Annotated in this window: 13 protein-coding genes; 4 read left to right on the top strand and 9 right to left on the bottom strand. The window is 59.0% G+C overall.

The features are described from left to right. The first annotated feature begins 54 nt into the window (after positions 1–54). Positions 55–1401: a Cdc6/Cdc18 family protein gene (locus MUG95_RS16635; protein WP_170084373.1), complete on the top strand. Its 1347-nt coding sequence runs from the start codon at positions 55–57 to the stop codon at positions 1399–1401. A gap of 286 nt (positions 1402–1687) precedes the next feature. Here the strand turns inward: MUG95_RS16635 and MUG95_RS16630 are convergent, their stop codons facing one another. Next, positions 1688–2011, bottom strand: a complete 324-nt coding sequence (locus tag MUG95_RS16630; RefSeq protein ID WP_247010742.1) for a DUF6788 family protein — start codon at positions 2009–2011, stop codon at positions 1688–1690. Between the two features lie 138 nt (positions 2012–2149). On the opposite strand from MUG95_RS16630, the gene MUG95_RS16625 reads away from it, so the two are divergent. Together MUG95_RS16625 and MUG95_RS16620 are read left to right on the top strand one after the other, a co-directional pair. Next, positions 2150–3076 (top strand): helix-turn-helix transcriptional regulator, encoded by a 927-nt coding sequence (locus MUG95_RS16625; RefSeq protein WP_247010741.1) that lies wholly within the window; start codon positions 2150–2152, stop codon positions 3074–3076. Beyond that, positions 3073–3876 carry a DUF6036 family nucleotidyltransferase gene (locus MUG95_RS16620; RefSeq protein ID WP_247010740.1) on the top strand — a complete coding sequence of 268 codons (804 nt, stop codon included), beginning with the start codon at positions 3073–3075 and terminating at the stop codon, positions 3874–3876. Before MUG95_RS16625 ends, MUG95_RS16620 begins: the two co-directional genes overlap by 4 nt. Positions 3877–3887: 11 nt before the next feature. On the opposite strand, the gene MUG95_RS16615 is transcribed toward MUG95_RS16620, so the two are convergent. The 8 genes from MUG95_RS16615 to MUG95_RS16580 form a co-directional block, all read right to left on the bottom strand. Continuing rightward, the gene (locus MUG95_RS16615; protein WP_247010739.1) at positions 3888–4703 is read right to left on the bottom strand and encodes a hypothetical protein; all 816 of its coding nucleotides are present in this window, start codon (positions 4701–4703) and stop codon (positions 3888–3890) included. 90 nt (positions 4704–4793) lie between these two features. After that, positions 4794–5741: an ArdC-like ssDNA-binding domain-containing protein gene (locus MUG95_RS16610; protein ID WP_247010738.1), complete on the bottom strand. Its 948-nt coding sequence runs from the start codon at positions 5739–5741 to the stop codon at positions 4794–4796. A gap of 86 nt (positions 5742–5827) precedes the next feature. Continuing rightward, the gene (locus tag MUG95_RS16605) at positions 5828–6175 is read right to left on the bottom strand and encodes a DUF8013 domain-containing protein (RefSeq protein ID WP_247010737.1); all 348 of its coding nucleotides are present in this window, start codon (positions 6173–6175) and stop codon (positions 5828–5830) included. A 474-nt stretch (positions 6176–6649) separates the two neighbouring features. Further along, complete coding sequence (locus MUG95_RS16600) at positions 6650–7867, bottom strand: homing endonuclease associated repeat-containing protein (protein ID WP_247010736.1); 1218 nt, start codon at positions 7865–7867, stop codon at positions 6650–6652. A 207-nt stretch (positions 7868–8074) separates the two neighbouring features. Then, complete coding sequence (locus MUG95_RS16595) at positions 8075–8296, bottom strand: DUF8129 domain-containing protein (protein WP_247010735.1); 222 nt, start codon at positions 8294–8296, stop codon at positions 8075–8077. Between the two features lie 66 nt (positions 8297–8362). Continuing rightward, positions 8363–9520: a hypothetical protein gene (locus MUG95_RS16590; RefSeq protein WP_247010734.1), complete on the bottom strand. Its 1158-nt coding sequence runs from the start codon at positions 9518–9520 to the stop codon at positions 8363–8365. A 324-nt stretch (positions 9521–9844) separates the two neighbouring features. Beyond that, a complete protein-coding gene (locus MUG95_RS16585) occupies positions 9845–10669 on the bottom strand; it encodes a homing endonuclease associated repeat-containing protein (protein WP_247010733.1) in 825 nt (274 codons plus the stop codon). 448 nt (positions 10670–11117) lie between these two features. Beyond that, complete coding sequence (locus MUG95_RS16580) at positions 11118–12020, bottom strand: DUF7351 domain-containing protein (RefSeq protein ID WP_247010732.1); 903 nt, start codon at positions 12018–12020, stop codon at positions 11118–11120. A 126-nt stretch (positions 12021–12146) separates the two neighbouring features. Between MUG95_RS16580 and MUG95_RS16575 the strand changes: the two genes are divergently transcribed. Continuing rightward, positions 12147–13643 (top strand): M23 family metallopeptidase, encoded by a 1497-nt coding sequence (locus MUG95_RS16575; RefSeq protein WP_247010731.1) that lies wholly within the window; start codon positions 12147–12149, stop codon positions 13641–13643. The last annotated feature ends 76 nt before the right edge of the window (positions 13644–13719 follow it).

Below are 13719 nucleotides of genomic sequence, written 5' to 3'. Positions count from 1 at the left end.
TAACCTCGCACACGGTACCCATATTTATTTATAGTCTCGACCTAATCCGCAAACATGGCTGACGGCGACGATCAACAATCCCTCTCACAATCTATCAAAGGCCGTCTTCAGGAGGGCGTTCAGAATTCTGTTTTTCAGGATAAGGGATTGCTCGATCCCGACGCTGTCATCGACGAGGACCGGATTGTCGGTCGCGATGACCAGCTGGACGACATCATCACCTATCTTCGGCCGGCGTTGCAAGGAAATCGACCGCCCAATATGCTTCTCTACGGGCCGTCGGGCACTGGGAAATCGCTCATCATTAACGCAGTCTGTCAGCAGGTTCTTGAACTCGCGAACTCACAAGGGGACCGGTTCGGCGTCATCAAAATCAACTGCCAGACAATCAAATCGCACGACCGCGCTGTCTATCGCTTGGCGAAAAATGCAGCGCACGAAGCCGGCGTCGATGTCGGCATACCGCAGAGCGGTATCTCGACGGATCAGAAGCTCAATCGATTCTACGAAATTCTGAGCAACAATTTCGACTCGGTCATCATCATCCTCGACGAGGTCGATCTTCTAGTCGGTCGGCAGCGAGATCCGAACGATGAGCCGGCGTATTCGAAACTACTCTACCAGCTGTCGCGAGCGTCACAGCTCGGTCGCATCGAGGGGCACGTTTCCGTCGCTGCGCTCACGAACGATCCCCGGTTTATGGAAGATCTGGATGGCCGGGCCGAGAGTTCATTCAATCCGCAAGATGTTGTCTTCCCCGACTACGACGCGAACCAGTTGCAGTCGATTCTCGAGCGACGTCGTGATGCATACCAAGACGATGTTCTAGAGGACGGCATCATTCCCCTCAGTGCCGCGTTCGCCGCCCAAGACCACGGTGATGCGCGCAAGGCAATTGATCTGTTCAGGAAAGCCGGTGAGATAGCGGACCGAGCCGGCGAAGACACGATTCGTGAAGAGCACGTTCGCGACGCCCAGGAAGAAGCCGAACGCGATCGGACGTTAACCCAGATGCAGGGGCTCTCGACGCAAAAGAAGCTCTCGCTGTACGCTACTGCAATCGTCCCAGTCCACTCCAAACGAAACCTGAACGCTGTTCCTAGCACGGTTGCATACCGCGTATATCAGTATCTCACCGATCTCCTCGATGCCGACGAGAAGTCACGAGACTCCTACCTACGATATATGAGTGAGGCCGAGACCTACAACTTCGTCACATCGGAGAAACGAGGACGAGGCTACGGAAGTGGTGTCCACAAGGAGTACACCTTTGTCGACGACCCAGAAGTAGTCGCTGAGACGCTTCAAGCCGATATTCGGCTCGAAGAAGTGGAACACGACGAAGATTTGATCCGGTCCGTTGTCAACGCGCAGATAGAGGATTTCTTCGAGGGTAACTAACTCGAAGAGTCCTCGACGCCGGCGTCGGATTCATTTCGCACACGGGGTGTGGCTCCGACGGAATAGTAGTCAATTTTACTAGAACTGTCTGACAAGGGTACGCAAGATTTCACTTCGCACACGGGGTGTCGTCCACCGCGATCTATCATTCGATTCATCTCTCACACGGGGCGTCCGTCGATGAGAGTCAATTCATCTTGCACACGGAGGGTGCCGACTCGATGCCTTCTGCCAATTCATATCGCACACGGGGGGTAGTCCCTTCGAAACCTCGCCGGATACCCTCCTACTCGTCGGGATTGACTGGCCCCTTATACTTGGATTTGATTTTGTCTCCTTCCCTCCACTGCCAGTAGTAGTACCGGTTATCATTGATCTCCTTGATCGTGATTGTCGCCTTCGTCGGGACGTCGTCCGGGAGATCATCGGGACGGTCCTCGATGTCGGCGTCGTCTGATTCTTCTTCGAGCCGAGTTTTCCGTTCCTTGTGCTCGGCGAGCGCTTCAGCGTACGTCGCAACGTCTCGGAGCTGCTCCGGGTCTGACTCGTTGAGCGTGTTGACGATCTCCGTCGGGAGTTTCGCCGGTGGGGTCGGGAGTTCGTAGGACATCGGCTCCTCTCGTGTTAACCAACACGGCCCACGATCCCATAGTCTTGTTGGTTAAGACGATGGAGACGGTTCTCGCGATCGCTGGATGTAACACTACTCGAAACTTCTTTATATACAAGTTTCGTACTATGTTACACCGTGCTCCGGCGCATCGAACTCGAGGTCCTCGCCACGGTCGACCGCGGCGACACGATCTCCGACCTCGCGACGAAGCTCGACCACAGCGAGAGTTATCTCTCCCGTGCCGTCGGCGACCTCGTCGAGAAGGGGCTCGTCTACACGGAACGCGACGGCCGTCGAAAACGAGTCGTCCCGTCGGATGCTCGCGCCGTCAAACTCTATCGGGACCTCGTCCGCCAGCACTCCCACATCGAGTTCCCCGAGCTGCTGACCGGGAAGACACTCGAGGTGCTGTACTATCTCGACCAGCCGCGAACCGTCTCCGAAATCGCCGACCGGAGCGACAACTACCGCAACACGGTCAACCGCGTCCTCAAACGGTTTCGCGACCGCGGGCTCGTCGGGACGGACGACGGCCGCTATGACTTCAACGCCGATTTCGACCGCCTCCACGAGTTCGCCCGGGAACTCGCACACCATCTGCATCGCCAACGCCTCGAAGCCGTCGCCCCGAAGGGCACAATTCTCTGGGAGGGCTACGACGAATTCCTTGCCCAGACCGAGACGGAGATCGACGCGGAGGCGTTCCACGAAACCGGCCTCGCTCGATTCGCGGCCTTCGACCTCCAGTTCCTGCTCACCGGCCATCGCTACTACGTCTACTCCGAGGAGATCGACGCCGTCTCGCCGGCGGAGCTGTGTTGTCACACGCTGCTGATCGACGACGGAAGCCGCCACCGCTCGTACTGTCTCCTTCTCCTCAGTCACGTCGACGTCGACGAGGCGGACCTCCGAGAGCAGGCGGCGACGTATGGCCTCGAAGACGAAATCGACGCCTTGCTGCGCTACCTCGAGACGCACGGCGAGGTCGACGATGCCCGGCTCCCGGAGTGGGACGAGTTCCAGGAGCTGGCGGCTGACTACGAGGTACCACTACCACAATGAGACCAACATTCGGACGTGAGTACATCGAGAACGAATTCCAGCGAATCGGGGACGGGCTATCTGAACCGCTCACGGTCTACCTGATCGGTGGTGGCGCGATGTCGCTGCGCGACCTCAAGGGGGCGACGAAAGATATCGACCTGGTCGTCCCGGACGGCGACGCATACGGCCAGCTGTGGGCCGTCCTGATGGACCTCGGGTATGCGGAGGTTCAATCGCTGGATCCAGATTATCGGGCGCTGGGGGCGACGAGTTGCGTCGAGAACGACGATGGGTGTCGCCTCGACATCTTCAACCAGCAGGTCGCGAACAAGCTCGTGCTCACCGACGGGATGCAAGAGCGCAGCGAGCCGTTTCTCAACACAGATCGACTGACGGTCCGGCTGGTCAGTAACGAGGATATCTTCCTGTTCAAGGCGATCGCCGGTCGCGACGACGACATCGAGGACATGAATATGCTCGTACAGGCTGGCCTCGACTACGACGTCGTCCGGGATGAACTCGAAGCCCAGATCGAACGCCTGGGTGACGATCAGTTCGCCACGTTCGCGAATGAGGCCTTGGTCGAACTCGAGGAACGGTACGGGGTGACCACGCCGATTGAGGACCGCGTCCAGGAGCTCACGAATAGGTACTACCGGGGGCTCGAAGTCCTCCAAGCACTCGACGAGCCAATGACCGTCGATGAACTGGCCGCCCAACTAGAGTTGGATACCGACGAGGTTCACGACCGGATCGCGTATCTCTCAACGTTCGACCGGATCCGTCGGGATGGCGACACAGTCCGTCCTGTGGAGTAGTCCGGTCACGACTACGGGGAAGGAAGGCGGCCGTCTGGTCGGGGAACGCGGCCCCGTTTGATCTCGTGATCGACGCGCCGCAGGTGCTTGCAGCCGCCTTCGGGTGAGCGCTGCTGCCAGTCGGGACAGGTACACGATTTGTCGATGACGTCGACTTCGTACCTGTTGCCGGACGCGGACTGCACCTCGTAGCGGCCACCTTTCGAGAGGAGTGAGACGTCCATCGCTTCGGCGACGGCACGCCTCGTGCGGGGCTCGAGTTCATTCTGCGACTGTGTGTTCTCGTCGACGACCAGTCGGTCGCGAACGTCACCCGTTCGGCCACCGTCGGGAGCGACGGCTACCGCAGGGGCACTGAGCCGCTCGTGGAGCACTTCCTCAACCGGATGGCCTTCCGGCCAGAGGTAGTGGACCTCGCGGCGCTCGCGATGGTCGTAGGAGCCACAGGCGGCTGCGCTCCCAGTCCAGACGCGCCAGGCACCGATCGCGGTCATCACGTCGACGATGTCACGGGGGACCGTCTGGTGGTCGTCCGGGAAGAACACCCGGAATCGGGTACACGCCTCCTGGGGCGGGACAGTTTCCCACCAGTCTTCGCTGGAGCCCCAGCTGTCGTACATCGCCTCGTCGCTCCCGTAGCCGACTGTCACGCCATCGATCGGCGTCCAGTCTGCTGGGAGGTGGTCCGACTCGCCTTCGAGCACCCGGAGGACGGCGTATCGGAGGTACTCGTGGGCTTGGTTGTCTGTCGTTCGGGCGACCTGATTGTGCTGCTCGGCGACGTGCTCGGCTTCCTCGAGGACCGTCGTGAGATAGGGTTCAGTCATCATTCGACGGAGGTCAGAACGCGCCTCCGCCCTTCGGAGGGCGCAGAAAAACTTAACCAACAGAGCGGAAGGGATCCACCAATCTGTTGGTTAATTAGGTTGGGAGGAGGATTCGTCCTCGAGAACGTCGATGAGTTCTTCTGCCGTTCGACTAATCCGGCCGAGGCGCTCGCGAACGACCTCGGGATCGTCCGACTCCCAAGCAGCGAGGTAGAACGCCGATCCGCTCGTGTCGAGCCCGCAGTAGCGCCCGACGACGTACGCGATGGCTTCGGCCTCGACTTCGCGTTTCGCCCGCTCGGTGTCGTCGTCGACATCGAAGTGGAGCAGGGCGTGTGCGTACTCGTGAATCAGCGTCCGCGCAAGGTCGGCCTCGTTCTCCCGATCACGCACCTCGACGAGCGGCTGAACGTCGACGAGACTCAGCTGCTCGCAGATGCCCTTCGCCTCGCCGTGGGTCCACTCCGATTCTGAAACGATTCGCCCCGTCACGCCGAGGTCGTCAGCGGCGTCAGTCAACTGTTCGACGAGGTTGCCGGCGTCCCCGGTCGCTTCCGTGTCGAGATCAGGAAGCGGCTCGCCCTCGGTCTGGGAGACATCGAACACCGGCGCGGGCTTGAACCCGACGAGGCCCTCGGACCACTCCTCGGGCGGCGTCTCGTCGTACTCACAGTCACTGTCCTCGTGGTAGCTCGGCGAGTTCTCGCACTCCGGGCACTGCTTGGTGATGATCGGCGCCCAGATCCAGATGGCCGACTCGCCCTCCGTGACGTGGCGATCGAACTCCTCCTGCCACGTCCGGTAGCCCGCAACCCGGCTCGCCTCGGGACACTGCTGCTTGATGAGGAGCGTATTCCGGTAGGAGTAGTCGTGGAAGCGACTCTGGACGTCGAGCCACTCTTGGAACTCCTCGCTGGCCTGCGCGTCGTCAACGCCGGCGACGAGCTCGTCGATCCACTGTTCGATGGTGCTGTTCATCTCGTCGTCTCGCGTGTCGGTCTCCTCGAAGGAGACCGACGAGTCACTGGTCGTAGCCATTGTGTTCACCGAATCGAGTTTACCACGATTGCATCAGTTCAGAACGCGCCGCACCCCTCTGGGGCGAACAAAAACCGCCCTCTTGGTTAGCGGAGTTCGTGGGTCTCGTCAGCGAAGCCGACCGTGACGAGGTACTCGAGGAACTCGTCGAATCGCTCGACGTCACTGGGGGTGTCGGTCGCAAGGTGACGTGCCCACTCGATGGCCCACTGGAAGGCAGGATCCGTGCCGCCCTTGCCGTGAATGTACCACCACCGAGCCGCTTTGAGGACCACTATGGGATTCGTCGGCGGCTGTTCGCTCGCTAGACCACGGGTGATCGACTCGATTTCGTCGGGGACATCGGCGGGATCGATATCCCCGGACTGGGTGTTCGAGATATCGATTGGAATCTCATCGACTGAAACGTCGTCTGCAGTTTGTTGCTGACTCACGGAAAGTCACCTCTGGACGAAGGCTCACGACCGAGCCTCCGCCCTCTCCCGGGGCTCGAAAAACAGGTCGCTAAGTCACGCCGGCGGGATGTAGACGCTCTGCCCGCCGGCGATAAATCTGAAGCAGGTCATAGTGGTATGGTCTATATTTGACATATTTCAACAACCCTGCTGTATACAGAGGGTGTGTTCAGCACCTGAAATCCTCGACTCACTCCGAACGATACGCTGGTAGAAGATTGATATTTGACCGGGGAAACCCAGACGTATGCTGTTACAAGCGCACCCCGGTGGGCCATTCCCGGACATGGTCAGCCTGCTGGATATTGCTCTCGTACTCCTGTCTCTTGCTCTACTGGGGTATGTCCTGTACCGCTATACCCAGCCATAGACTCGCGCTGTGTATTCAGCACGCGACTGCTGTCAGTTACTAATAATCTCACGAGCGACTAGCCCGAATCTGCGTTCGTCAGATCACTCAACTACTGGCTGAACTGGCATTCGTTCGAGACGCCGATGACACGGAATACAGAGTGTCAGTAGATTACTCGGAATATCTGCATCGTCGACTGACCGACTTGGATCGTTGTAGAATCGTCGTCGTGGAATCCGGTGATGCACATGGAGATCACGCCCGAATTGGTCTCGGTGTGTTTCGCGGTCCATCCCACACTGGAGACAGGTATCGTTGTCACGGGCGATGATCTCCTCCCGAATCTGTGGCCAGTCCGAGCCAAACGGAATCGTCTCGGTATCTGATTGGCGGTAGTTCTCTAGATAGTCTGGATCGGCTGCCTGCAGTGCTGTTCGCCACGTTCCGAATACGCGCTGATACGGCTGGGTCGTGAATTTCCCGTGTTCAAGCATCTCACCCGTCGTCGGCGGGTGCCCCAACTCCTCTGCGAGGTCTCGCAATTCGGTCAATAAATCCTCCCGCGGAATTCGCCACCGCTCGTTCGGCTCGAAGCCAGCGGCTGTCAGGGCTTCGTTCCAGGAACTGAACCGCTTCTGGTAGATCGATCCGCTCCATTTTCCCTGATCTCGCATCTCACCCTTACGGGGAACGTGTCCCAACTCTTCGTTGAGTCTCTTGAGTTCAGCTATCAGATCTTCCTCGCTCACACCCCACGTAGAGTGGATTCCCAGACCGGCTTGCTCAAGAGCTTGATTCCACGTTCCGAATACTCGCTTGTATGGAGCCGCTGTGTATGGACCATCTTGGTCCATCTCATCCGATGTCGGTGCTCTACCCAGATCCTCACCAAACTCCTGTAGGGCAGTAATAAGCGTCTCTTCAGAGAGATTGATTTCAACGCTTGGTTCAAGACCAGCCGCCTGTAGCGCCGAATTCCACCCGCCGAATCGCTTACAGTATGTTTTCACCGAATACTCGCCGTGCTGTCTGTAGATTCGCTCTGATGGGGCCTCCCCGACACTTTCGGCAACCGCCTTGAGGTCCGCAAGGAGGTCCTCCTCTGGGGTCGGTGGTCGCCCGTCCGGTTCGTTTGTGCCTGTCTCCAGGCCAGCAGTCTTGAGTGCCTTATTCCACGAGCCGAACCGGGTTGCGTAGGTCCGTGCGGCATGAGGCCCCGAGTCGTTCATCTCATTCTGCGACGGGGGACGCCCGAGTTCCGCAGCGAACTCTTGGAGGCGATTGAGAAGTTCTTCGTCTGGGTAGAGCTTCTTGCCCATAATTTGGATGTGAGTGAATCACTCAGTTTGGTCCCCGCTTGGTATTTGAATGTCTGTGCTGGAGTCTGGACTCAAATCGGGGGCATATTGAACTCGCAGGGCCGCTACTGGCTGCCCCGCACCCGTTCAGGGGCCTGAAAAACCGAGGCACAGCGTTTTAACCAACCATAGGGAATTAACGCGGAGTGTGTTGGTTAAGAACAGAGCTTACTCTTCGTCCTCACGTAGCTCTTCAGCCTTCCACTTGAGCTGGCGAAGGATCTGCGTCCGATTCTGGTGAGCGTTCTCGTAGGCAACACACTCTTGCAGGGTCTCCATATCGGGAATCGTCGCGATACCGGCCTTGATCAATCGGTAATTCGGTGCTTCAAGACGTTTCTCGGGTGGGAATTCGTCGTCACTCCCGTCGCTAATCGTGGACTGTTCCATCTCAGTAGCCCTCCACCTCTCTAGGGCGAGAAAAACAGAACAGACGACTACGTCACTGATGCGGCGTCAGGCCATCGCCTCTTGGAACCGCTCACGCAGCGCGTCCTCTCGCTCTTCGAACTGCTCGACTTTCTCCTGCAGGTCGTCGCTGACTCGCTCGATGCTCGCCAGCGCTCGTTCGCCGGCCAGCGAGGCCTGCGATCCGTCGTCCCCGTCCGCCTCTAGCTGCTGCTCGTACGCCTGCTCGACGCGCTCGATCGTGCCTTCCGGATTGAACAGGATGTCGTTGGCGATGCGGACGTACTGATCGAGGGATGCCCCCTCTTTCCCCTGGAAGAAGTGGGTGAGGGCGTACGTCGCGCCGGAATGCAGCGTCCACATATCGATCTCGAACGGTGACGCGGCGTTGGCTTCTGCATCGCCGGCGGCACGCTCGGCTAGGTAGTCCGGGAAGCCCAGCAGGGTGTAGAACTCCGTGACGGTGAACGGAAGCTCCGAGAAGTCGAGGTCGATGTCCTGCGCGTCCCGGATGAACTCGAAGAGATCGTCGGCGACGAGTTCGACCTGTGCGAGGAGTTCCTCCCACCAGGTGCGGAAGTTCCGTACGTCGCCGACGTGCTTGATGACCTCCTTGTCGGTGAGCGAGCGCATCGTGTTCGAACAGTAGCCGTCCTGGGCGAACCCCTCTACGTAGACGGCGTGCTCGCCGAAGAAGTCGTAGCCCGACGTGACGCCCATCGTGATCGGGTCCGACCGGCCGGGGAGGCGCACCTCGAGGCCATCGAACATGATGTCCATGTGGACCTCGCCGCCGCCCCGGTAGCGTCGAATCTCGCCGAACATCACCTCGCCCAGCGGGGTCCCGTCGATGGTCTCCTCGCGGAGGACCTCCTCCAGCGGCCCGTAGACGTCGACCGGGTTGATGATCGAGTACGAGTCGGTCGGGATGTGAAATAGTGACTCCGTCTCGGTGTCGCCGCCGGCTTCTGCTTGTAACCGGGACGGCTCGACGATTGCGTTGAACCGCTCCGTCTCGACCCACTCGTCGGTGTACGGGTTGCGATATGCGACTGCTGTATCGACCGCCTGCGGGAGATTTCGAATCGCCTCACTGAAGCTGATTGGTTCGGGACCACCGTGTTGCTCGGCGTACCACTCGGGTAGTTTGGTGTCGGTTCGCCCATCGAGGCCTGCGAAGACCGTAGCTGTCTCTGGGTCTTTCATATGTACTCCGAAGGCGCGAAGCGTTCTGATCTGCGCCTCCACTCATCGAGGCGCAAAAAACGACGCTACGACTGTTGACACTCGTGAGCTTGGATTCGCTCTGGAAGCCCGACTTTTCCACAGAGCGGACACTCTACAAGTGGTGTCGGCGGGAGATTCTCCCACGCAGCAAGGGCTCCTCGGAGATGGGCTTTCGTCTCTGGCGACTCGGCGCTTTCGAGGGCACTGGTGAGGTGCCAGCGAAGCCGTTCTCTGTTCGTGAAATCGTCTGTATCGGGCGTCGGGATAGACTCGTCTGTCTCTCGCATTTGACTCACGAGGGGGTTACCCCTCATTCCCTCGTAGGGGGGAAGTAACACCCTCCGGCCCACCCCGCTCTGGTGGCTGTGTGGCGTCGACAATCGCATCCAATCGCTGTGGGGCGACGGCTTCCCAGATGAGATGATGCTTCGAACAGACTGTCACGAGATTCGAGACTCGATTCGCCTGTTCGTGGTCAAACTGCCCGTCGGGGCCGACGAAGAACTTCCGCGGAACCAAATGGTGGACAGAGATGTCTTTCCCAACCTGCTCTTGATGATCCGCTTGAGTCATCCCACACCACGGCGTTTGGCACTGGAAGTCGTCACGTTCCAATGCTTGCTGCCGTTTCCTCGGCCAATTTGGCCCGTATGGAATCTCTGAACGTTCCTGATAGGACCGTGGTTGTGAGAAGCCAGCTTCGTTGAGTGCTTCTTCCCACCCGCCAAACCGGTGGTCATACGTCCATCTGTGATACTCCCCAACCCGATCCATCTCCCCACTCGATGGCGGGCGACCAAACTGCTCCGCAAGGCGGTCAATCTCGTCCAGCAGATCCTGATCGGTGAGTCGGAATTTCCGATTCGGAGCGTAGCCAGCCTCACGAAGTGTCTCGTTCCAGCTCCCGAATTTGTTCTGGCAGACGCGCTGGGAGTACTCCCCGTGCTCGCTCATCTCCTTTGCTGTCGGCGGTTTTCCTAATTTGTCTGCGACACGCCGAAGATCGTCGAGGATTACGTCCGGGTCCGTTACGATCTGGTCGCGACGATGGACCGCGGTTACGTGGCCACCCAACTCGTTGGAGGTCGCAAACGACTCGCCGCAGTAGTCACAGATATGGTCGGTCAAAGCTCCGTCACCTCCCTCCGCGGTTCCCCCGTAATGCGTTATAAACTCTCGACCCCGTACTCAACTCCTGTTCCCAGTAGAGTTCGTAGAGGAGCGATTCGTCTCGCCAGGGGTACTCTGAATCGGTCATGTCTCGGTAACGGGGAGTGGAACCTCCCGTACCCCTCTCAGGGGGTAATAAATACTATCCGCCCGGAATCGTACTTGAATCTCAGCCTGATAAATAACCTACAGGAGGCCGGAAATTGCTCGATGACCTACCAACGTACTACGAGTGTTTCTATCCGTTCGTAAAATAATTCTGCGAGTCGTGCTGAATTCAGAGGAGCTACACACTGATATCTTCCATCAGAATTTATTAGCCGACGAGCGTTTTAACAGAGCAGTCTCGGTAACTTTCCAATAACTCGGAAATTATGACTGGAATGATAAATGGCCACTAAGCCAGTTATTCAACGGTAGCAGAACAGATTTTGAGTTCGTCGCTAACAGTAATCTCAGCGACGGCGTCGTCATACGTGATGCTGATCGTGGCATAGAACGGATCGTCGGAGCTGACCCAACCGGTTACGTCAGGGAGCACTTGCTCCGTCGCTCGCATGCTACTCGACTTACTGAGCGGAACTCCAAGTTCGAGCAACGCCTTCGTCACCTGCGGTTCGAACTGGAGTGCACTGACGATATCGACAGTAATGAACCACGAGCACGTCTCACAGGTCAGCTCCGCAGTCGGTGTCGAGTCCTCATCGAGGCGCTCCCGCGGCACAGTAACGCTGGTGATGCCAGCACACGACGGGCATTGCCCCGTGCGAGCCAGTCCAACGTGGTGCATCATCCGGTCGTAGAGTGCTTTGTAGATACCCTCGCCCTCGCGGACAGCGAGCCCGTTTTTCGGAAACCGGTACGTGGCTCCCCAGAACAGGTCACACGAGGGGCATTCGACGGTGAGAAACTCCTGCTCGTACTTCCCTCGGAGCCCGGACCCACAGTTCGGACAGGATTCCCCAACATCGAAGTCGGTCGGTTTCGACTCTGTTGGGCGGTTCGCAATGACCGCCTCGTGGAGTGCGATAGCGCTTGCCGTCGGGACGTATCCCTCCGCTATCTCCTCGATATAGACGCCGCGGAGCTTATCGAGGTGGTAGTTGAACTTCCCGCTGTCTTCCATATCTGCTGCTGCCATCAGTTCGGCGTACGAGAGGGTGCGCTGCTCTCGTACGTCCGACCGTGAATCCGGGTCCACTGGCGAGTATCGCTCGAAAAACGCGCGCAGAATGTCGAGCCTGATTTCGTGACCGAGCAACGCGAACGCCTCCTCTGACGCCGCTCCCTCGTGTTCACTATTCGTCATACAGACTCGTTGAACGGTGAGGCCATTGAGTGCTCCCCTCCGCGACGTGTGTGAAACATTCTTGTGAAGCTGGGCTCACAGAATGCTTACACACCTGAATACCCATTTCACACACAGTACCTACGGATGTCGAATCAAGCTACATCACCGTCTCTGGGCTCGCGTCTCCGCGAGCGAATCCGGTCCGTTAGCCCGTTCTCCCTGACGCTGCTCGGCTTGATCGGGTTTCTCGGCGATCTGTTTCCCCAACTCGAGATACTCAAACTGTTCCACCTGTTCTGGTTGTTCGCATTCTGGCCGTTCGTGACGATGCTGATCAGCGCCAACAAGCACTCCCTCGGATTCGGTGCCGAGGAGGCGGGGCCCCGAGACTGGCTCGAAATGGACAGCGGATGGCGGGGTACCGTTGCCTTTCTGCTCGGTATTCCACTCTCGTTTTTCAACCCGCTCGTGTTTCGACAGGACGCGATGCAACTCGTCGGGAGCGTCGTCGCTATCGGGAGACACCGTGGTTCGCTCCCCACTCCAGAAACCCACGAACAGTCCACGGACTATCGGCTGCCCGTCGAGGGCACGTGGACAGTCGTGAACGGGAGCCCGATCAAAGAGCACTCGCACTCGTGGTTCCCGGCAACCCAGCGTTACGCCTACGACTTCGTGATTACTGACGAGGAGGGGCGGAGCCGGCCGGCAGGCACGGACACGCGTATCGGGAACTACTACTGCTACGACCAACCGGTCTGCGCCCCTGCCGACGGCGTTGTCGTCGATGTCCACGACGGTGACCCAGAGCTCGGACGTGCTGGCGGGTTCTCCCATCCGTTCAAACGGAGTCTGACCGGGAACGCCGTCACGATCCGCCACGCGGAAGACGAGTACAGTTGTCTCGCCCATCTCGTCCCGGGGAGTATCGAGGTCGAACCAGGAGAGCCCGTTATGCGTGGCGAGCGGATCGGCCGGTGTGGGCATTCCGGGAACTCCGCGGAGCCCCACCTCCATTTCCAGGTCCAAGACCACCCGACGTTCGAACTTTCAGCCGGGTTGCCCGTCCGATTCGACGACGTCAACGTTGACACGCCGGGGGTGGACGTGGTTGAACAGACCGGCTGGACGGAACCGGACGGGTCGGGACGCTACATTCACGTCGGCCAGCGAGTGTCGGCTACCGATGACCCCCGAGGCGACGACGCAGTCGCTTCTTCCGAGGTGACGGTTTCCTCGGGACTTCATCGTGTGCGGATGCTTGGACAGTTCGCTATCGGCTTCTCTATCGGTGGCTTCGTCACCGTACTCGCGGGGGTCGTCGTACCGTCGCTACAGACGATCGCACTCGCGCTCGCAGGCCTTGCCGGTCTTGGGATAATATATCGGACCGGTCGCGGTCTCGTGGACAGTGACCGGAGCGAATCCGGGTCGTTCAGCACGGCTTGTGGTGTCGGCGTAGCGGCGGTTCTGGTTGGTGCGTTCGGCGTCTCGAATGCGCTTGTGGAACTTAGTGCATCCGGCGTCGGAGCGGGACTGTTCGTGACCGGATTCCTGTTGTACATTGCCGTTTGGGAGCGCGAGCGACGACATCTGTGTCGAGAGACTGTGCCGGCCGTCAACGGAGTGACCGACAAATGAGTGAAATCACCAGCAGTTTCCGAGAGGACTACGGTGAGACCGCGACCCGAAAGACGCCACCGACGTCCGTGCCCGC

The sequence above is a fragment of the Halorientalis litorea genome, assembly GCF_023028225.1.
Lineage (GTDB): Archaea > Halobacteriota > Halobacteria > Halobacteriales > Haloarculaceae > Halorientalis > Halorientalis litorea.
The sequence above is the reverse complement of the archived record's forward strand: the minus strand, read 5'-3'. Positions and strand labels throughout refer to the sequence as shown.